The following is a 17,382-nucleotide window of genomic DNA, read 5'->3' as shown; positions in this document are numbered from 1 at the left end:
GCTTAACCGCGCAGCGGCACGATCACAACGAAGGCGCTGCCGCCCAGGTCGGAGGGTCGAAGCTGGACCGAGCCGCCGTGAGCGTCTGCGGCGTAGCGGGCCATGGCCAGGCCCACGCCGCAGCCGCTGGCCTGGGTGGGGCCGCGTTTGAAGGGTTCGAAGATCGTCTCGGACAGGGCGGCGTCGATGCCCGGCCCGGAATCGGCGACCGTCAGGACCAGCCGGTCGTCGTTTTGCTGGAGCTGGACCTTGGCGGGGCCGGGCGTGGCGTGGACCAGCAGGTTCTGGACCAGGGCGACCACAGCCTGGCGGATGCGGGTTTCGTCCACGACCGCCGCGACCGGGGCGATGCGCCAGTCGACGACGAAGCCCGCCCGGCGCAGGGGCGGGTCCATCAGGCTTCTGATGTCGGACAGAAGGCGGTCGACCGCGACCGGGTGGGCTTGCAGGCCGGGGTCTTCGGCGTCTTCCATCGCCGCCAGATCACCCATGACGCGGGTCAGGGTCTCGACCTGGCTGAGGGCCAGGCTGAGCAGTCGATCGTCATTGGGATAGATGCCGTCCAGCCCGCCCTGCAGATGCCCGCGCAGGATCATCAGCGGGGTCCGCAGCTCATGCGAAATGGCGTCGCGCCACTGTTTGCGCTCCTTGGCCAGCCGGTCCAGCCGCACCGCCATCAGGTTGAAGTCCCGCGCAAGCTCCTGCACTTCGCCCAGGGTTTCATCAGGTTCGTCGACGCGGGCGGACAGGTCGTTCTCGGAGATGCGGCGGGCGGCGGCCGCGATGCGCCGCACCGGCGAGACGATCTGGCGCGCCAGGTGGTTGGCCGCCACGCTGCCCATCACCACCCCCAGGATGCAGAAGGACACGATGGCCACGTAGTCGCGCGTGTCCAGCAGTATGGGCTGCTTCAGGATGAAGACCTGAATGGCCAGAAAACCGGCGACCGTCAGGACGACACTGCAGACCGCGACCAGGGCCATGCGCAGGGCGAGCTTGCGCGACAGGCCGCTGTGGCAGGAGATCACGGCCGGTTCATCCGAAAGCCGACGCCGCGGATGCTGGCGATCAGGTCGCCCGCGCCGTTCTTCTTCAGCTTCTGGCGCAGATTGCTCATGTGGCTGTCGACCGTGCGGTCCAGAACCTCGTCGCCGTTCAGGCAGGCGTCGGCCAGGTCCGCGCGGGTGAAGACCCGCATCGGCTGGCGGGCCATGAACTCCAGCAGGCGGAACTCGGTCAGGGTCAGCTTCAGCGCGGCGGCGCTGCCATCACGCACGATGGACGCCTCATAGGCCTCGGGGTCGATCTCCAGCGGACCGTGGCGCAGCACCCGGTCGGCGCCCCATTTGCCGTGCCGACGGATCACCGCCTGGGCGCGGGCCACCAGCTCCAGCGGGTTGAAGGGTTTGACCACATAGTCGTCGGCCCCCATCCGCAGGGCCTGCAGCTTGTCCAGATCCTGATCCAGGGCCGTCATCATGATGACCGGCGTGTCGCCGCGTCGGCGCAGCTCGGCCAGAACTGACCAGCCGTCGATGCGCGGCATCATGACGTCCAGCAGGACGACGTCCGGCTTCAGGGCGGCATGCAGGTCCAGCGTCGTCACGCCGTCGCCGGCGCGGCTGGTGCGAAAGCCTTCGCGAATGAAATACCGGTCGAGGACGTCGGCGATCTGGTCTTCGTCCTCGGCGATCAGGGCCAAGGGGGTCATGGCCTCTGTCCTACAGCCGACGCCAGGGGGGCGCCACCGCAAGGCGGTCGTCTGGATGAAATCTCCAAGAAGTCTCCAACAAGGCCGGATGTTTCGGTGCGACAGGCCCCGCTCCCGTGCCTCCCCGCACGCCGAAATTCTCCAGGTGATGCTCATGTATCGAACCACCCGCGCCGCGCTGCTGGCGGCGTCAGCCGCTCTCGCGCTGGCTTCATGCAGCGGCGCCGACAAGGCTCCGCCTCCGGCCCCGCCCGAAGTCAGCGTCGCCCCCGTCACAGTCGGCCTGGTCCAGTTGAGCGACACCCTGCCGGGGCGGGTCGTCGCGGTCCGCGTCGCTGAAATCCGCCCGCAGGTCAGCGGCATCATCCAGCGTCGTCTGTTCACTGAAGGCGCGACGGTGCGTGCGGGCCAGGCGCTGTACCAGATCAATCCGGCCCCGTTCCGCGCCGAGGTCGAAAGCGCGCAGGCCGCCCTGCAACGCGCACAGGCGACCCTGAACCAGGCCCAGGTCCAGCGTGACCGCCTGAAGGGGCTGATCGACGTCGATGCGGTCAGCCGCAAGACCTTCGACGACGCCGAGGCCGCATTCGCACAGGCGGCGGCGGAGGTCGGCGTGGCGCGGGCCAACCTGTCGCGCCGCAATCTGGACCTGTCGTTCGCCACCATCACCGCCCCGATCAGCGGCCGCATCGGCGCCTCGTCGATCACCGAGGGGGCTCTGGTCAGCGCGGCGGGCGGCGAGCCTCTGGCCGCCGTGCACCAGCTGGATCAGGTCTATGTCGACGTCAATCAGCCGGCCGCCCGTCTGGAGGCGCTGCGCGGTTTGGGGCAGGGCTCCAGCACGGTCGAGCTGCTGGACGGCGACGGCAAGCCGCTGGGTCTGACGGGGCGTCTTCTGTTCTCGGAAGCGGTGGTCGATCCCGGCACCGGCGACCTGCGCGCGCGGGTGCTGGTGGACAATACAGGCGGGCGTCTGCTGCCCGGCATGTTCGTTCGCGTCCGCCTGCCGCGCGGACCGGAGCAGACCCTGACGCGGGTGCCGCAGCAGGCGGTGGTCCGCACCCAGGGCGGCGCTCAGGTTCTGGTCGTCAAGGCGGACGGCAAGGTCGAGGCGCGCACAGTCCGCATCGGCGAGGTGGTCGACAATCAGTATGTCGTCGAGGACGGCCTGCGCGAGGGAGAGCGCGTGGTCGTCGAGGGACGTGACCGCGCCCGACCCGATGAAACGGTCAAGACCAAGCCCTGGCGCGCCGCAGCGACGCCCGCCCCAGCCGCCGCAGCCTGAGGTCGAGCCGCGCCATGCCCCAGTTTTTCATCGAGAGGCCCGTGTTCGCATGGGTGCTCTCCATCTTCATCATCCTGCTTGGCCTGTTGGCGATTCCCAATCTGGCCGTTGAGCGGTTTCCCTCGGTGGCGCCGCCCACCGTCACCATCTACGCCAACTATCCCGGCGCCTCGACCCAGTCGCTGACCGACAGCGTGGTCGGGCCGATCGAGCGCGAGCTGTCCAGCGTCAAGAACCTGCTCTATTTCGAAAGCGCGACGGACACCTCGGGCATCGCCCAGATCACCGCCACCTTCAAGCCGGGCACCGACCCGGACCTGGCCCAGGTGGACGTGCAGAACCGTCTGAAGGCGGTCGAGCCGCGCCTGCCGCAGATGGTGCGCCAGAGCGGCCTCTATGTCGAAGCCGCCTCGTCAGGCTTCCTGATGATGGTCGCCGTCAGCGCGGACGGCGGGCGCTACAACGCCCAGGAGCTGGGCGACTACATGTCGCGCAACATGATCGAGGAGCTGAAGCGGGTCGAAGGCGTCGGCCGGGTTCAGAACTTCTCGTCCGAGCGGGCCATGCGCGTCTGGATCGATCCGCAGAAGCTGGCCAGCTACGACATCACGGTCAATGACGTCGCCGCCGCCATCCAGACCCAGAACGCCCAGATCGCGCCGGGTCGCCTGGGTGGGATGCCGCAGATCGAAGGCCAGAGCGTCACCGTGCCGATGACGGCCGACGGCCAGCTGACGACGCCCGAACAGTTCGCCGCCATCGTGCTGCGCTCAAACCTGGACGGCTCCAGCCTGACCATCGGCGACGTGGCCCGCGTCGAGCTGGGCGCCCAGTTCTATGACTTCTCGGCCTTCGAGAATGGCCGCCCCATTGCGGTTGCGGCAGTTCAGCTGGCCCCAGGCGGCAACGCCGTGGCCACGGCCAAGGCCCTGCACCAGCGTTTGAAGGAGCTGGAGCCGGCCCTGCCTGACGGCATGGCGGTCTCGGTGCCGTTCGACACCGCGCCCTTCGTCGAAATCTCGATCGAGAAGGTGGTCCACACCCTGGTCGAGGCCATGGTGCTGGTTTTCCTGGTGATGTTCCTGTTCCTGCAGAACGTCCGCTACACCCTGATCCCGTCCATCGTCGCGCCCATCGCCCTGATGGGGACTCTGGCGGTGATGATGGCGACGGGCTTCTCGATCAATGTCCTGACCATGTTCGGCATGGTTCTGGCCATCGGCATCATCGTCGATGACGCCATCGTGGTGGTCGAGAACGTCGAGCGGATCATGGCCACCGAGGGCCTGTCGCCCAAGGAAGCCACCAAGAAGGCGATGAAGGAGATCACCGGCGCCGTCATCGGCATCACCCTGGTGTTGTCGGCGGTCTTTATTCCGATGGCCTTCGCCTCGGGCTCGGTCGGCGAAATCTATCGCCAGTTCAGCGTTTCGATGGCGGTCTCCATCCTGTTTTCGGCGCTTCTGGCCCTGTCTCTGACGCCCGCCCTGTGCGCCACCCTGCTGAAGCCCGTCGATCCCGGCCATCACGAGAAGAAGGGCTTCTTCGGCTGGTTCAACCGCGGCATGGACCGTCTGACGGGCCGCTACACCGGCTGGGTCGGCACGGCCATCCGGCGCGGCGGTCGGATGATGGCGGTTTTTGCTGTCATGGTTCTGGCGCTGGGCTTCACCTTCGTGCGCCTGCCGTCCGCCTTCCTGCCGGATGAGGATCAGGGCGCCTTCATCACCATGTTCACCCTGCCTGCCGAGGCGACGGCGGAGCGCACCATCGGGGTGATCCGCGAGTTCGAGAACGCCGTGCGCAGCCGTGACGGGGTGGAGAGCGTGATCTCCATCCAGGGCTTCGGCTTCAACGGCTCCGGCCCCAACACCGGCATCGCCTTCACCAACATGGTCGACTGGAAAGACCGTCACGGTGCGACCGCGCAGGAAGAGATCATGGCGGCCAACGCCGCCATGGCCAATGTCTCGGACGGCATGGTCATGTCGCTGAACCCGCCGGCCATTCCGGAACTGGGCACCAGCGCGGGCTTCACCATGCGTCTGCAGGATCTGAGGAACCAGGGTCAGGGCGCGCTTCAGGCGGCGCAGAACCAGCTGCTTCAGCTGGCCGCCGAGAGCAAGGTCGTCGCCGGGGTCTATCCCGAGAGCCTGCCGCCCGGATCCAGCATCCGGCTTGAGATCGACCGCGAGAAGGCGGCCGCGCAGGGCGTGTCGTTCGATGCGATCCGCAGCACCATCTCGGCCGCCATGGGCTCCACCTATGTCAACGACTTCCCCAACCACGGACGTCTGCAGCAGGTGATCATCCAGGCCGAGGCCTCGCACCGGATGCAGATCGGCGACGTCATGGCCCTGTATGTGCGCAGCACGTCCGGCGGCATGGCGCCCCTGTCCAACTTCGTGCGGCCGATCTGGGAGGACGCCCCCGTCCAGCAGGTCCGCTACAACGGCTATCCGTCGATCCGCATCTCCGGCAGCGCCTCGCCCGGCGTGTCCAGCGGCGAGGCCATGGCCGAGATGGAGCGGCTGGTGAAACAACTGCCGGACGGTTTCGCCGTGGCCTGGACCAGCACCTCGCTGCAGGAGAAGCAGACCGGCGATCAGGCCACCATGCTGCTGATCCTGTCGATGCTGGTCGTCTTCCTGGTGCTGGCGGCCCTGTACGAGAGCTGGAGCATCCCGCTGTCGGTCATGCTGGTGGTGCCGCTGGGCCTGATCGGCGCGGTGGCGGCGGTGATGATCCGCGGCCTGCCCAACGACGTCTTCTTCAAGGTGGGGATGATCACCATCATCGGCCTGTCCTCGAAGAACGCCATCCTGATCGTCGAGTTCGCCAAGATGCTGCGCGAACAGGGGATGGGGCTGGTCGAGGCGGCGATCGAAGCGGCGCGCCTGCGTCTGCGCCCGATCATCATGACCTCGCTGGCCTTCACCCTGGGCGTCACGCCCCTGATGCTGGCCTCGGGCGCAAGCTCGGCGACCCAGCAGGCGATCGGCACCGGCGTCTTCGGCGGCATGATCACGGGCACCCTGTTCGCGATCATCTTCGTGCCGGTCTTCTTCGTGGTCGTGGTCGGCGGGATCGAGTTCCTGCAACGCCGCGCCGCCGCGCTGAACCTGCGCCTGCCCAACTTCTCGCGGAAGGTCTGACCATGCGTCGTCTCCTCACCCTGTCGGCGGCGGCGGCCCTTCTCGCCGCCTGCCAGACCATCCCGACCGTTGATCCGGCCGTCCAGGTGGCCGCCGACCAATACCCGGTCGAAAGCGTTTCTGACGCCCAGACGGCGGCGGATCTGGATTGGCGCGGGGTCTTCGTCGATCCCCGCCTGCAGCAACTGGTCGAGATCGCCCTCAGCGACAGCCGCCCCCTGCGGCTGGCCCTGTTGGAGGCGGATGCGGCCCAGGCCCAGCTGCGGATGCAGCGCTCCAGCTTCTGGCCGCAGATCGGGGTGTCGGGCGCCTACACCCGCGCCCGGTCTGGCATCGGAGACGGGGAGCAGAGCCAGGCCCAGGCGGGTCTGGGCCTCAGCACCTTCGAACTGGACCTGTTCGGTCGGCTGCGCGCCCAGTCCGAGGCCGCCTTCCAGTCCTATCTGGCGGCGGGCGAGGGGGCGCAGGCGGCGCGGATCACCCTCAGCGCCACCGTCGCGGACGCCTATGTCGCCACCCTGGCGGCGCGCGAGCGGGTGCGTCTGACCGAGGCGACATTGACGGACTGGCAGGCGTCCGAACGCCTGACCCGGCAACTGTACGACGCCGGTCAGGCCGACGGCTCCGAGGTCGCCTCGTCCGAGGCCCAGGTGCGTTCGGCCGAGGCGGACCTGCAGGCGGCGCGGCGCGACGCCGCCGTCGCCGAAAACGCTCTGGTTCTGGTGGTCGGGCGGCCCTTGGCGGCGGATCAACTGGGAACGGCGACGTTTGAGACCAGCCCGGTGCTGACGCGTCTGCCGGTCGGCCTGCCGTCCGATCTGCTGACCCGACGTCCTGACATCCGTCAGGCCGAGCGGTCGCTGTTCGCCGCCCGCGCCGACATCCGTGCGGCGCGGCGGGCCTTTCTGCCCAGCATCGCCCTGACGGGTCAGTACGGCTATGCCAGCTCCGACCTCGACAGCCTGTTCGACGGACCGGAGGTCTGGTCGTTCACGCCCCAGATCAGCGTGCCGATCTTCCAGGGGGGGCGGCTGCAGGCCCAGCTGGACCTGTCGGTCATTCGTCAGAACGCCGCCGTGGCGGGCTACGAATGGGCCATCCAGCGGGCCTTTGCCGAGGTGTCCGATGGTCTGGCCGCGCGCGAAACCTATGACCGTCAGATCGCGGCCCAACGCCAGGCGGTCGAGGCGGCGTCGCGGCGTGTGACCCTGGCCGAGGCCCGTTACCGCGCCGGGGCCACCAGCCGTCTGGAGCTGCTGGACGCCCAGCGTCAGCTGTATGGCGGCCAGTTGGCCCTGCTGGGGGCGCAGGCGGCGCAGTCGTCGGCCAGCATCGCCCTCTATCGCGCGCTGGGCGGCGGGCCTAAGGTCGATGGCGACGGAGGGTGACGCCGCCATGAGCAGAACGGGACGGCCGCTGGGGACGGGCAGGGGATGCGACTGTCTGTCGACGCCCGAACGCATCCTGGCCACGGCGGCCGACCTGTTCGACGCGCTGGGCTATCATGAAGCCAACCTGCGGCGGATCGCCAGCCGGGCGGGCGTAGATCACGCCCTGATCGTCCGATATTTCACTGGAAAGGCCCAGCTTTTCGTCCGTTGCGTGGAGACGGCGCTGGACGAGGTCGAGGACTGGACGCCGGGCGAGCAGTCGCCCGCCCATCAGAAGGCCGCGCGTCTGGTCCTGGCCGCCGCCTATGCGCCGATCGAGGTCAAGCGCGCCGTCAGCCGGGCGATGGCGCAAAAGGCCGCCATGGACAGGAATCCGCCTCTGGACGTGCGTCTGGGGGCGGTGGTCTGCGCCGAACTGGCCCAGACCCTGCTGCTGGCCGCCCATATCGACGATCCCGAGTTCAAGCAGATGGCGCGGCGCATGTACGCCGATCTGGACGCGCCCGCGCTGGTTTCGAACCCTTAGGGGCGCGCCGCCCCCGCAGCCTCACATCGTGGTCCAGCCGCTGTCGCACGGCAGGATCACGCCGTTGATGTTGGGCGAGTCGTCCGACAGCAGCCACAGGATGGAATGGACGATGACGTCCGGCTCGACCGAGGCCGGGGCCGTCTGCAGGATCGGCGCAGTCTTGGCCTTGGCGTAGTCGGAGTGGAAGACCGTATCCATGCCGGTCAGGACCCCGCCCGGCGCGACGACATTGGAGCGAATGCCTTCGGCTCCATAGTAGAAGGCGATGGACTTGGCGAAGCCGTTCAGCCCGTGTTTGGAGCTGGTGTAGGCGGCGCCCGACAGCGAGGCGCGGAAGCTGGCTTCCGACGAGACGAAGACGAAGGCCCCGCGTCCTCTGGCCAGCATCTGCGGCAGGACCGCGCGTGACAGCCGCATGGGCGCCGTCAGGTTCAGGTCGAACACCCGCTGCCATGTGGCGTCGTCGATCTCCGCCGGGGGACGCCAGCCGTCCGAGATCCCGGCGATATTCGCCACGCCGTCGATCCGGTCGCCGCCCGCCGCGACGACGGCGTCGATGAAGTCGGTCTGGGTCAGGTCGCCGACGACGGGGACGATCTCTCCGCCTGCGGCCTCATCGGCCAGAGACGCCAGATTGGCGGCGGACAGGTCGGCGGCGATGACCCGGGCGCCCTCGCTGGCCAGGCGCAGGGCCGTGGCCCGCCCTATGCCGGCCCCTGCGCCGGTGACGATGATGGTCTGGTCGGTGAAACGGGCAGGGGACTGGGGCATGGGGGCAGGCCTTTCAGATAAGATGAGCGATTGGACGGCGCGGCGTCAGAGGGTCTTTGCGGCCCGCGCGACATCGTCCCAAGCCTCCCAGGTCTGGATCCGGTCGGCATAGACCGTCTTCACCAGAGGCAGCAGGTCGCCCAGGATCAGGCGCAGCGGCGGCGTGTCGGAATCGACCAGCTTCAGGATGGCCGGAACCGTGGCGCGGGGATCGCCCAGCTGGTCGGCGGTGATCTGGCGGGCCAGGTCTTCACGCACGGGATCATAGGCGGCGATGGGTTCGGCGTTCCTGATGTTGGTTCCTTCCAGGAAGTCGGTGGCGTAACCGCCCGGCTCGATCAGGGTCGCCTTGACGCCGAAGCGCGCGACCTCGGAGGCCAGGGCTTCGACCAGGCCCTCGACGGCGAACTTGGCGGCCTCATAGACGCCTGCGGTGGGCAGGGCGACGACGCCCGCCACGCTGGACAGCTGCAGGATATGGCCGAAGCCCTGGGCCCGCAGGTGCGGCAGAACGGCCTGAATGACCCACAGCGAGCCGAAGACATTGGTCTCGAAGGTGGCGCGCGCATCGTCCGGGCTGACTTCCTCGACGGCGCCCATGCAGCCGAAACCGGCGTTGTTCAGCACCACGTCGATGCGTCCGAAATGGCTGACGACATCCGACACGGCCTGGATGACGCCGTCCCGGTCTGTGACGTCGATCTTGACGACATGCAGGCTGTCGCCGTGCTTCTGCGCCAGATCATCCAGCGCCGAGGGGGTGCGGACGGCGGCGGCGACCTTGTCGCCACGGGCCAGGGCGGCTTCGGTCCAGATGCGGCCGAAGCCGCGGCTGGCGCCGGTGATGAACCAGATTTTGGAGTCTGCCATTTTCGAGCTCTCTTGAGTGAGTTCGGCAAATGACATTTGTTGTCAGATTGTCAATGACGCGGTTTGACATTTTTTCGCGATATGTCAGATCGGCCCCATGGCAGATGAGGCGGAACCGGTATCGGACCGGCGGACGATGGTGGTTTCGGCGGCGCGGGACGTGTTCCTGCGCTACGGCTATGGGCGCACCACGATGGGGGACATCGCCCAGGCGGCGGGCCTGACGCGGCCGACCCTCTATCTGAGCTTTCGCGACAAGGAGAGCATCTTCCACGCCGTCATCCGCGCCATGGTCGCCGACCGGATCGCCGAAATCCGCCTGGGCGTGGCCGAGCGCGAAACCTTGCAGGACAGGCTGGTGTTCGCCTGCGAAACCTGGGTTCTGGGCGCCTATGAACTGGTGCGCGACTATCCCGACGCCCAGGACCTGTTCGACCTGAAAGTCCTGCCCGTCCGCGAAAGCCACCAGGCGTTCGAGGCCCTGATCGCCGACATCATCCGCCAACCCCTGGCCGACAGTCGCCTAGACATCCCCGAACACCTGTTCGCCGCCGTGATCTCGAACGCGGTGAAAGGCTTCAAGGACATGGCGCAGGACAACGCGGCCCTATGCGATCAGGTGAAGGCGCTGGCGGCAGTGACAGCGGCTGGATTGCGGGCGCCTAACCGCTTTTGAGACGCCGAAGCGTCTGACGCCAGCCTAATACATGCTCAACGACGCTAAGCCATTGAAGGAAAATGGCGCACCCGAAGAGATTCGAACTCCTGACCCCAGATTCGTAGTCTGACGAAAAAGGCAGGGGAAACAAGATTGTAGTTTTTTGGGCTGTAACAGCCAAGGTTGTCGCAGTGGCGTAAAGTGCGGCTACGTCGTTTGCGGCCAGTCCGGGCTGGGTGTGGGGCGACATCGTGCCTGCGACATCCTATTGGTCGCCCACAGCCTTATCAACCGTTGCTATGTTGCATCGCAACGGGGTAAGGAGCCGTCAAGCTTGTTGGGGGCGTATTCTATGCGTGTTGCGATGATCGGCACGGGCTATGTCGGCCTGGTGTCAGGGGCCTGTTTTGCCGATTTCGGTCATGTGGTGACCTGCATCGACAAGGACCCGTCCAAGATCGAGCGGCTGAACGGCGGCGAGATTCCGATCTATGAGCCGGGCCTGGATGATCTGGTCGCCACGAACGTGCGCGAAGGGCGGCTGTCCTTCACCCTGGACGGCGCCGAGGCCATCCGCAACGCCGACGCCGTCTTCATCGCCGTGGGCACCCCGACCCGTCGCGGCGACGGTCATGCGGACCTGTCCTACGTCTATGCGGCGGCGGAAGAGATCGCGGGTCTGATCGACGGCTTCACCGTCGTGGTCACCAAATCCACCGTTCCGGTCGGCACCGGCGACGAGGTGGAGGCGATCATCCGAAAGGCCAATCCGAACGCCGAATTCGCCGTCGTCTCCAACCCCGAGTTCCTGCGCGAAGGCGCCGCCATCGGCGACTTCAAACGCCCTGACCGGGTGGTGATCGGCGTCAACGACATCGACGGCGACGTGGGCCAGCGCGCCAAGGGTGTGATGGGCGAACTGTACCGCCCGCTGAACCTGAACGAGAGCCCGCTGCTGTTCGTCGGCCGCCGCACCTCCGAACTGATCAAATACGCCGCCAACGCCTTCCTGGCGATGAAGATCACCTTCATCAACGAGATGGCTGACCTGTGCGAAGCCGTCGGCGCCGACGTGCAGCAGGTCGCGCGCGGCATCGGCCTGGACAAGCGGATCGGGTCCAAGTTCCTGCACGCCGGTCCGGGCTATGGCGGCTCCTGCTTCCCCAAGGACACCATCGCTCTGGTCCGCACGGCCCAGCAGTATGGTGCCCCCGTCCGCCTGATCGAAACGACGGTCGAGGTCAACGACGCGCGCAAGAAGGCCATGGCGGGTCGCGTCGAGACGACCCTGGGCAACAGTGTCTCTGGCAAGACCGTCGCCCTGCTGGGCCTGACCTTCAAGCCCAACACCGACGACATGCGCGACGCGCCCAGCCTCGACATCGCACCCGCCCTGATCGCCGCCGGGGCCAAGGTCCAGGCCTTTGATCCCGAGGGCATGCACGAAGCGGCCAAGCTGCTGGACGGCGTCGAGATGAAGGCCAGCGCCTATGACGCCGTCACCGGCGCCGACGCCGTGGTTATCGTCACCGAATGGGACCAGTTCCGCGCCCTGGATCTGGACCGGGTCAAGGGGCTGATGAACCAGCCGGTGCTGGTCGATCTGAGGAACGTCTATCGGCCCGAGGACATGCTCAAGCGCGGCTTCAAATACTCCGGCATCGGACGCGGCTGATGGGCACGCCGATCATCGTCACGGGCGCGGCCGGCTTCATCGGCATGCACACGGCCGAGCGCCTGCTCGATCGGGGCGAAACCGTGATCGGCGTGGATGTCTTCAACGACTATTACGACCCGGCGCTGAAAGAGGCCCGCGCCGCCCGACTGGAAGGCCGCGAGGGCTTCCGCATGGTCCGCGCCGACATCGCTGATCATGAGCAGATGAAGGCCCTGGTCGCCGATAGCGGCGCTACCTGTGCTGATGTCAAAGCTGAATGCCCTGACCGATTACCTGCCCAAGATTCTGCTGAAGGACGGGTTTGTATAGTGAGGCAAGCGGGGATGGGGTTATGAAAGTGGGTGAGGTGGTCGGCAATTTAGATTTCAACGTAACTGAACTAAGTCCAGAAAATCGATTCAATAATGAACGTCTTCGAATTCTGATCGTTGCGCTGAACTACGCTCCTGAACTGGTTGGTTGTGCAAAATATACGACGGAATTTGCAGAAGACCTAGTTGCGCGCGGGCATAAGGTCGAAGTGGTGACCGGACCGCCTTACTACCCGGCCTGGTCTGTTCCTTCAGGATACTCTGGTGCCCGGTGGAGCAACGAGACACTGAATAACGTCGTAGTCCATCGTACTCCTCTCTATGTTCCGCCAAGGCCCGACCCCTTCAAGCGTATGATGCATTTGGCTTCGTTTGGGGCTGCCGCCCTTCCGGCGGCCCTTGGTGTGGCCCTGCGCTTCAAACCTGACCTTGTTTTCGCTGTAGCCCCGACCTTGGCTGCGGCATCTACGGCATTGGCGGCTGCAAAAGCTTCGGGAGCATCCAGTTGGTTGCATATTCAGGACTTCGAGGTGGACGCCGCCTTTGATTTGAACATGCTGAAGAACACAACAGGCCGTGCGATGGCGCTGCGGGTCGAGAGCAGTCTGTTTCGAACGTTCGACCGAGTGTCCAGTATCTCACCCGCCATGATTCAGCGCTTGGTGGCCAAAGGTGTCAGCACTGACAGAATCGTTGAGTTTCGCAATTGGGTAGACGTTGATGCCGTGCAAGTATTCGCCAGCCCTAACACACGGTACCGAAAAGAACTGGGCATTCCCGATGACCAGATCGTTGCCCTATATTCTGGCAATATGGCCGGCAAACAAGGGCTAGAGGTACTAGCTCAAGTGGCTAAAAACCTTAAAGCTGCTCTAGCTCCGGTGTCGCTTCTGCTATGTGGTGAAGGTCCTGCTCGCCTCGCGCTAGAGGCCTCTTGCAAAGGCGTAGACACTGTTCATTTTCTGCCACTGCAGCCATCGGAACGTCTGCCGGAACTTCTGGGCACGGCGGATATTCATCTGTTACCCCAACGTCCCGAGGCCGCCGATCTGGTCCTGCCGTCTAAACTGACGGGCATGTTGGCCTCCGGGAGGCCGGTTGTCGCCATGGCTAGTGAGGGCACGGGACTGGCGCATGAGGTCGAGGGCTGTGGACTGGCCGTTGCGCCCGATGCCGAAGCAATGACCATCGCCATCCTGCGTCTCGCGGACGACCCCGATCTGCGCCGCACCCTCGGTGCCGCTGGCCGCCTCCGCGCTGAGACCCGTTGGCGCAAGAGCGCCATCATTGATGATTTTGAGGTCGAGGCCTTTACCTTGTCGGATCGGGTGTAAGAGTGAGAAAACCTACCGTGCAAGATTTGTCTCAATTCCGTACGCCGCCGGGATTTCGCGGTCGGTCGGTTTTGATAGTGCAATTGTGGTGGCTAGTTCAATCGACGCTTTTCGCATGCTCGCCGCAGTTCATGTTTGGTTGGCGCAACTGGTTGCTACGTGTGTTCGGTGCCAGCATTGGTGCAGGCGTGCTGATACGACCCAGCGTGCGGGTCACCTATCCGTGGAACCTAACCATCGGAGACCATAGTTGGGTCGGAGACTATGCCGAACTTTACACACTTGGAGCCATCCACATCGGCAAGAACGCAGTCGTGTCTCAACACTGCTATCTGTGCACGGGGTCGCACGATATGACTGTCCCCTCCTTTGATATTTTTGCCGAGATGATTACGGTTGAGGATGAGGCGTGGATCGCCGCCGGTGCTTTCGTCCATCCCGGTGTGACTATCGCCCGGGGCTCGGTCATTGCGGCTAAGAGCGTGGTGCGTCACAGCACAGAGCCCTTTGGCGTTTATGCGGGGTCGCCACTTGCCTGGATTCGAGCCAGGGTGGCTACGGTCGGCCTGTCGGACATGACTGGCGACGCTCAATGAAACCCGCGCTGGCCATTTTTGCATTTAACAGACCTGCCAGTCTTGCGCGGCTCTTGGACAGTCTATCTGCCTGCCCCGAGTTTGCTGAGGCGGACGTTACTGTTTTTGTTGATGCTCCTCGGTCCGTTGCCGAGAGTGAGGCAGTAACTGAAACGCTGCGGGTCGCACACCAAGCTGCGACGGCGAACTGGCGCATCGTCGCCGCCCCTGAGAACCGGGGTCTCCGCCGGTCGATCTATGCCGGCGTCTCTGACGTATGTGCGCGCCACGGTCATGCTATCGTGCTTGAGGACGATCTTGTTCTTGCTCCGTCGGCATTGACCTATTTCCTCAAAGGCCTAGCCCGTTATGCTGATGAGCCTCGAGTCTGGAGCATTTGCGGTTATACATATCAGCATCCTCAGTTGATGCTCCAAAACCGATCTATTTGTATTCCGTTTGCCCACCCATGGGGATGGGCAACGTGGAAGCGAGCATGGGATCGTTTTGAGTTTGACCAGCCGACCGTTCCGGCAGCTACCCTGAGGTCGCGAAGCTTCCGGCACTTCTTCGACGTGGATGGTCTGAGCAGCGCCTCTGACCTCCTCGACCTAGCCCAGAAGGGGTTGGTCGATAGCTGGTTCATCCGCTGGCATCAGAAGATATTTTCAGAAGGCGGGGTGTCGGTTTTCCCGACCCGGCGCTATGTCACTAACATTGGCGTTGGCAAGGGAGGCACGCATGCGAGCGCGCTTAACCCCTACAAACTGTTGCTCGGTACAGATGTTCCGACCAATGCTGAGGTCGGCGACTGGCCCGCGACCGTTGAGATTGATTTCGCCGCCCTGGATTTGATGCGTCAAAGCTGGGACGCGAGAGTTCAGGTGGTTTTGGCTCGGCTCGGCATGGTCAAACGCCTAGTAAAATTGAAGCGTCGCGGAAAACTACGATGATCCGGTCCATATTAAGACCTCTATATCGACGGCTGATGCGCCGTCTCGCGGTGCGCCGGAACGTTGCCTTCGAGTCCGACCTTCAGGTGGGCGCGGGTTGTTTCATTAACGCCGTGGATCAGTTGACCATTGGTCCGAAGGTGGCGATCGGAACCAATGTCTGGATTTCCTGCAATGGCTCGATTGGTGCCGGCGTCCTCATTGGCAGCCAAGTCGGGATCGTGAGTCGCTATGAGCATAACCTCGGCCAGATCGGTGTCATGATCTCACAGGCCACGACCTTGGGTGCACCTGAATCACGAGCCCGTGACGCGCGGGATGAAGTTCACATTGGGGACGACGTTTGGATTGGTTTTAACGCCACAATTCTGAGTGGTGTAACAATCGGGCGCGGCGCGATCATCGCCGCTGGCTCTGTAGTTAGCCGCGACGTTGACGCTTATGCAGTCGTGGCTGGAAATCCGGCTCGTCCGGTGAGTGAACGAATGACTACTTCGGATCGGATCCATCATGAGAGAGGCCTCGCTTCAAGCTAGGTGTTTGATCCCGCGGATTGATGGCGTCTGTTTGTACGCATTGACCACACCAGAAAGTTCGCGGTGATCGATACGTCTGACAGGCGGGCGGGCTAGGATTTCTCCAGCATCTGCTGGAGGCCGTGCACTACCGCGTCCACACCATCTCGACAGACAATGGCATCCAGTTCGTCGGACAGCCCTGCAATCGAAACGCCGCCTGGTCGCGCCAGATGCGCTTCGCCATGATCTGCGAGGTGGATGACATCGCGCAGATCGTGACGAAGCCGAACTATCCCTGGATCAATGGCCGAGTCGAGCGGATGGACCACTCCACGAACGCATCTATTAGGATAGCCACAACAAGCTGTGCGCGCACCTCACCGACTTCATGGTCGCCTACAACTTCGCTCGCAGGCTTAAGGCGCTCAGCCCCATCGCGCCATAGGAATATATCGCCAAAATCGGGACTTCAAGCCAGATCGATTCACGCTCAATCCGACACGACAGATTCCACGACTAAACACCTAAGGGCGTCTCATAACCTATCTGTACGGCGCTCGCCTCTGATAGATCGTGGATATTCCGATCAAGCTCAAGAGCAAAAACGCAAGGCCGATGGTACCGAAGGAGGAATCAAGTCTCCACATAGCGAAGGCCATAAATGCAGCAGCAAAACCAACGCTGGGGTGGAAATTGCTGATCTTATTATAGGCGAGTGTATAAAGTGCCAAGACGCCTGAAAGTGCAAATGGCCATAGATAAAGAAAATTACCGAAGGCCTCACCTAGAAGTGTCGAGTTCAATGCCAGTTGTTCAAGCCGGTTGATGCCGCGCCCGAGTACAAATCCATAAGACTCAGGTCTACCCTCCCAAATCATCTTTGGAATATAGAAAGTTGCCGGTCTCAGTAAAAATGTCGAACCCCACATCGCAGGAATGCCATCTCCCGCCTGATTTATGATGTGATTTATAACCGTCAGATTGATCGACTCGAATATACCGTTTAATTTGTCGGCAAACGCCATCTCGTACTGACCATTGTACCTGACTGCATCAAAAAGTGCTTGTTGAAAGCTGTCAATACTATAGCCTCGAACAGAAAATAGACCTCGGAACGTAGTCCATACATTGCTAGCTTGAGGCACTACCAGTAGTGATGCCGTGATAAAGCTAATTTGTGTAAATCGAGATTTTGCCATCATCATAATGACCATCGTGCCGTAGTAAGCGGCGCTAATGCGATTGAACGTTGTGAATGAATCAAAAACAACAACTCCCGCTCCAACAGAGAGCGCGATAGCAAGTGATATTTTTTTACCCCTCCATCTATAATACAGCAGGCCGAATATCGCCGTTCTTAACGTGCTTGATATGTGTTTTGTAATCAAGATTAAGGGGCTGTTTTCCAGTCCTTCATGAACGGAGTGAAACCAGTGTCCTCCGTTCGCTATTCCAGTCTGCACAAAACTTACTACGGATACGAGTAGGTAGCAAAATAGAGCAAGGCTCAGGAGGGGGGCCTCCTCGCTTATCCTGGAGACCTTTCCGGATTGGTTCCCTGGTCGTGGTAGTACTGCATGCAAGACCGATATTAGGAATGCGCAGGCAATAATGTTCAGGGTCGTCATTACATCCTGAAATGG

At 63.5% G+C, this 17,382-nt stretch carries 16 protein-coding genes and 1 pseudogene; 11 read left to right on the top strand and 6 right to left on the bottom strand.

From position 1 onward, the window contains the following. Positions 1 to 2: 2 nt before the first annotated feature. Together KWG56_RS14815 and KWG56_RS14810 are read right to left on the bottom strand one after the other, a co-directional pair. Positions 3 to 1,028, bottom strand: a complete 1,026-nt coding sequence (locus KWG56_RS14815) for a sensor histidine kinase (protein WP_219352721.1) — start codon at positions 1,026 to 1,028, stop codon at positions 3 to 5. Then, entirely contained in the window at positions 1,025 to 1,711 is a 687-nt protein-coding gene (locus tag KWG56_RS14810; protein WP_219352720.1) for a response regulator transcription factor, read from the bottom strand. The genes KWG56_RS14815 and KWG56_RS14810 overlap by 4 nt, the downstream gene beginning before the upstream one ends. Positions 1,712 to 1,865: 154 nt before the next feature. On the opposite strand from KWG56_RS14810, the gene KWG56_RS14805 reads away from it, so the two are divergent. The 4 genes from KWG56_RS14805 to KWG56_RS14790 are packed head-to-tail and all read left to right on the top strand — an operon-like array spanning position 1,866 to position 8,068. Beyond that, positions 1,866 to 2,996: an efflux RND transporter periplasmic adaptor subunit gene (locus KWG56_RS14805; protein ID WP_219352719.1), complete on the top strand. Its 1,131-nt coding sequence runs from the start codon at positions 1,866 to 1,868 to the stop codon at positions 2,994 to 2,996. Between the two features lie 14 nt (positions 2,997 to 3,010). Continuing rightward, positions 3,011 to 6,151 (top strand): multidrug efflux RND transporter permease subunit, encoded by a 3,141-nt coding sequence (locus tag KWG56_RS14800; protein WP_219352718.1) that lies wholly within the window; start codon positions 3,011 to 3,013, stop codon positions 6,149 to 6,151. A 2-nt stretch (positions 6,152 to 6,153) separates the two neighbouring features. Continuing rightward, complete coding sequence (locus KWG56_RS14795) at positions 6,154 to 7,539, top strand: efflux transporter outer membrane subunit (RefSeq protein ID WP_219352717.1); 1,386 nt, start codon at positions 6,154 to 6,156, stop codon at positions 7,537 to 7,539. A gap of 7 nt (positions 7,540 to 7,546) precedes the next feature. Then, complete coding sequence (locus tag KWG56_RS14790) at positions 7,547 to 8,068, top strand: TetR/AcrR family transcriptional regulator (RefSeq protein ID WP_219352716.1); 522 nt, start codon at positions 7,547 to 7,549, stop codon at positions 8,066 to 8,068. Between the two features lie 21 nt (positions 8,069 to 8,089). Here the strand turns inward: KWG56_RS14790 and KWG56_RS14785 are convergent, their stop codons facing one another. Together KWG56_RS14785 and KWG56_RS14780 are read right to left on the bottom strand one after the other, a co-directional pair. Next, the gene (locus tag KWG56_RS14785; protein WP_219352715.1) at positions 8,090 to 8,842 is read right to left on the bottom strand and encodes an SDR family NAD(P)-dependent oxidoreductase; all 753 of its coding nucleotides are present in this window, start codon (positions 8,840 to 8,842) and stop codon (positions 8,090 to 8,092) included. 45 nt (positions 8,843 to 8,887) lie between these two features. After that, complete coding sequence (locus KWG56_RS14780; RefSeq protein ID WP_219352714.1) at positions 8,888 to 9,712, bottom strand: SDR family NAD(P)-dependent oxidoreductase; 825 nt, start codon at positions 9,710 to 9,712, stop codon at positions 8,888 to 8,890. Between the two features lie 97 nt (positions 9,713 to 9,809). On the opposite strand from KWG56_RS14780, the gene KWG56_RS14775 reads away from it, so the two are divergent. The 7 genes and pseudogenes from KWG56_RS14775 (at position 9,810) to KWG56_RS18945 (ending at position 15,757) form a co-directional block, all read left to right on the top strand. Next, positions 9,810 to 10,388, top strand: a complete 579-nt coding sequence (locus KWG56_RS14775) for a TetR/AcrR family transcriptional regulator (protein ID WP_219352713.1) — start codon at positions 9,810 to 9,812, stop codon at positions 10,386 to 10,388. A 334-nt stretch (positions 10,389 to 10,722) separates the two neighbouring features. Then, positions 10,723 to 12,045, top strand: coding sequence for a UDP-glucose dehydrogenase family protein (locus tag KWG56_RS14770; RefSeq protein ID WP_219352712.1), 1,323 nt, complete (start codon positions 10,723 to 10,725; stop codon positions 12,043 to 12,045). After that, a pseudogene (locus KWG56_RS14765) lies at positions 12,042 to 12,281 on the top strand (SDR family NAD(P)-dependent oxidoreductase); the annotation flags it as partial. The gene KWG56_RS14770 and the pseudogene KWG56_RS14765, both read left to right, overlap by 4 nt. Before the next feature lie 98 nt (positions 12,282 to 12,379). Continuing rightward, a complete protein-coding gene (locus KWG56_RS14760; protein WP_219352711.1) occupies positions 12,380 to 13,693 on the top strand; it encodes a WcaI family glycosyltransferase in 1,314 nt (437 codons plus the stop codon). Between the two features lie 17 nt (positions 13,694 to 13,710). Further along, complete coding sequence (locus KWG56_RS14755; protein WP_219352710.1) at positions 13,711 to 14,289, top strand: WcaF family extracellular polysaccharide biosynthesis acetyltransferase; 579 nt, start codon at positions 13,711 to 13,713, stop codon at positions 14,287 to 14,289. Continuing rightward, positions 14,286 to 15,221 carry a glycosyltransferase gene (locus tag KWG56_RS14750; protein ID WP_219352709.1) on the top strand — a complete coding sequence of 312 codons (936 nt, stop codon included), beginning with the start codon at positions 14,286 to 14,288 and terminating at the stop codon, positions 15,219 to 15,221. Before KWG56_RS14755 ends, KWG56_RS14750 begins: the two co-directional genes overlap by 4 nt. A 35-nt stretch (positions 15,222 to 15,256) precedes the next feature. After that, positions 15,257 to 15,757, top strand: coding sequence for an acyltransferase (locus tag KWG56_RS18945; RefSeq protein WP_280638388.1), 501 nt, complete (start codon positions 15,257 to 15,259; stop codon positions 15,755 to 15,757). A gap of 92 nt (positions 15,758 to 15,849) precedes the next feature. Here KWG56_RS18945 and KWG56_RS14740 read toward each other — a convergent pair whose 3' ends face one another. Together KWG56_RS14740 and KWG56_RS14735 are read right to left on the bottom strand one after the other, a co-directional pair. Further along, positions 15,850 to 16,068 (bottom strand): hypothetical protein, encoded by a 219-nt coding sequence (locus KWG56_RS14740; protein ID WP_219352707.1) that lies wholly within the window; start codon positions 16,066 to 16,068, stop codon positions 15,850 to 15,852. 213 nt (positions 16,069 to 16,281) lie between these two features. Then, positions 16,282 to 17,367 (bottom strand): hypothetical protein, encoded by a 1,086-nt coding sequence (locus KWG56_RS14735; protein WP_219352706.1) that lies wholly within the window; start codon positions 17,365 to 17,367, stop codon positions 16,282 to 16,284. Between the last annotated feature and the right edge of the window lie 15 nt (positions 17,368 to 17,382).

It is taken from the genome of Brevundimonas nasdae (assembly GCF_019395145.1).
Classification (GTDB): domain Bacteria; phylum Pseudomonadota; class Alphaproteobacteria; order Caulobacterales; family Caulobacteraceae; genus Brevundimonas; species Brevundimonas nasdae.
The sequence above is the reverse complement of the archived record's forward strand: the minus strand, read 5'-3'. Positions and strand labels throughout refer to the sequence as shown.

Bases quoted from the DNA above. Each gene is read 5' to 3' on its own strand.
- KWG56_RS14805 (WP_219352719.1), top strand. From the start codon at position 1,866: ATGTATCGAACCACCCGCGCCGCGCTGCTGGCGGCGTCAGCCGCTCTC.
- KWG56_RS14780 (WP_219352714.1), bottom strand. From the start codon at position 9,712: ATGGCAGACTCCAAAATCTGGTTCATCACCGGCGCCAGCCGCGGCTTC.
- KWG56_RS14735 (WP_219352706.1), bottom strand. From the start codon at position 17,367: ATGACGACCCTGAACATTATTGCCTGCGCATTCCTAATATCGGTCTTG.
- KWG56_RS14785 (WP_219352715.1), bottom strand. From the start codon at position 8,842: ATGCCCCAGTCCCCTGCCCGTTTCACCGACCAGACCATCATCGTCACC.
- KWG56_RS18945 (WP_280638388.1), top strand. From the start codon at position 15,257: ATGCGCCGTCTCGCGGTGCGCCGGAACGTTGCCTTCGAGTCCGACCTT.
- KWG56_RS14775 (WP_219352713.1), top strand. From the start codon at position 9,810: ATGGCAGATGAGGCGGAACCGGTATCGGACCGGCGGACGATGGTGGTT.
- KWG56_RS14790 (WP_219352716.1), top strand. From the start codon at position 7,547: ATGAGCAGAACGGGACGGCCGCTGGGGACGGGCAGGGGATGCGACTGT.
- KWG56_RS14810 (WP_219352720.1), bottom strand. From the start codon at position 1,711: ATGACCCCCTTGGCCCTGATCGCCGAGGACGAAGACCAGATCGCCGAC.
- KWG56_RS14770 (WP_219352712.1), top strand. From the start codon at position 10,723: ATGCGTGTTGCGATGATCGGCACGGGCTATGTCGGCCTGGTGTCAGGG.
- KWG56_RS14795 (WP_219352717.1), top strand. From the start codon at position 6,154: ATGCGTCGTCTCCTCACCCTGTCGGCGGCGGCGGCCCTTCTCGCCGCC.
- KWG56_RS14800 (WP_219352718.1), top strand. From the start codon at position 3,011: ATGCCCCAGTTTTTCATCGAGAGGCCCGTGTTCGCATGGGTGCTCTCC.
- KWG56_RS14760 (WP_219352711.1), top strand. From the start codon at position 12,380: ATGAAAGTGGGTGAGGTGGTCGGCAATTTAGATTTCAACGTAACTGAA.
- KWG56_RS14750 (WP_219352709.1), top strand. From the start codon at position 14,286: ATGAAACCCGCGCTGGCCATTTTTGCATTTAACAGACCTGCCAGTCTT.